1 protein-coding gene and 3 tRNA genes are annotated in these 1,098 nt (G+C 46.2%); all 4 read left to right on the top strand.

From position 1 onward, the window contains the following. A partial coding sequence (locus A3735_RS30395) for a hypothetical protein (RefSeq protein WP_197485714.1) occupies positions 1–420 on the top strand: 420 nt, incomplete at its 5' end. 197 nt (positions 421–617) lie between these two features. Next, positions 618–693 (top strand) — tRNA-Val (locus A3735_RS06575). A 41-nt stretch (positions 694–734) separates the two neighbouring features. Continuing rightward, positions 735–811, top strand: a tRNA-Asp gene (locus tag A3735_RS06580). Positions 812–910: 99 nt separating this feature from the next. Continuing rightward, positions 911–986 (top strand) — tRNA-Val (locus A3735_RS06585). The last annotated feature ends 112 nt before the right edge of the window (positions 987–1,098 follow it).

A 1,098-nucleotide genomic window follows, 5' to 3' on the forward strand; every position in this document is an offset into this window, starting at 1 on the left:
AACTTTATGTGGGGCTTCCCGATTTTCTATCTGCCTAGTGATTTGTATCGGGAGTTACGACGAGATAAGCCTTTAACCTTGGAGCAGGAGTTGTACCTGCTTGCGGATGATGTTGATGAATATCTAGCCGCTATTGATGATAAGCGAAAAATAAGGCGAAACTGGTTGGCTCCTTGGCGTGAGCCGAAAATTCAATTGACCTTGAATGAAGAGTTGGAGTTAGATCGTCTCGAAAGAGCAGCGAGAGCAGGTAATATAGCGCCGGCTCCAGTGCCTCGAGAGGAGGAAACGGTCGATGATGGTGAACCGTGGTATGCTTACTTTCAGCTCGAATCTAAAGAAGAGCCTGAGCCTGAACAAAAAGAAATGAGTGAGCAGCGGCGCGAGAATGTGGACCTGATTCGTCAGTCTTTGAATTAGGGCTGGTTGCAAAGTCGCTAAAAATGGGTGGAGTATCTAATTTAATCGGTTGAAAATTAAACTGTTTGTTTGATTTTTCCTCACGTTTTTTCTAGATATGAGACTTGTGAAAATTAATTGCATATTTATGCAAAAAAAAGCTGATTTCTAATTGACAGCTTCTAAGAAATCATTAAGATACGCATCTCAATTGAGTTGGGTGGTTAGCTCAGCTGGGAGAGCATCGCCCTTACAAGGCGAGGGTCACAGGTTCGATCCCTGTACCACCCACCANATCTTTTTTAGATTTGAAATTGAAATGTAAAGTTTGTTGCGGACCGGTAGTTCAGCTGGTTAGAATACCGGCCTGTCACGCCGGGGGTCGCGGGTTCGAATCCCGTCCGGTCCGCCATTTACACTTCAACTCGATTGCTACCTTGAAAGAGGTGGTTTCTAACAAAGGAGCATCTTAGGTGCTGCGTGACAATGTTAGAATTAGGTCTACCCAAATGGGTGGTTAGCTCAGCTGGGAGAGCATCGCCCTTACAAGGCGAGGGTCACAGGTTCGATCCCTGTACCACCCACCACTACTAGCACTGTTCTTGTGTGAAGGTAGTGAATGTAAGATTTAAAGTATGCGGACCGGTAGTTCAGCTGGTTAGAATACCGGCCTGTCACGCCGGGGGTCGCGGGTTCGAA

This window comes from Oleiphilus sp. HI0061 (genome assembly GCF_001635675.1).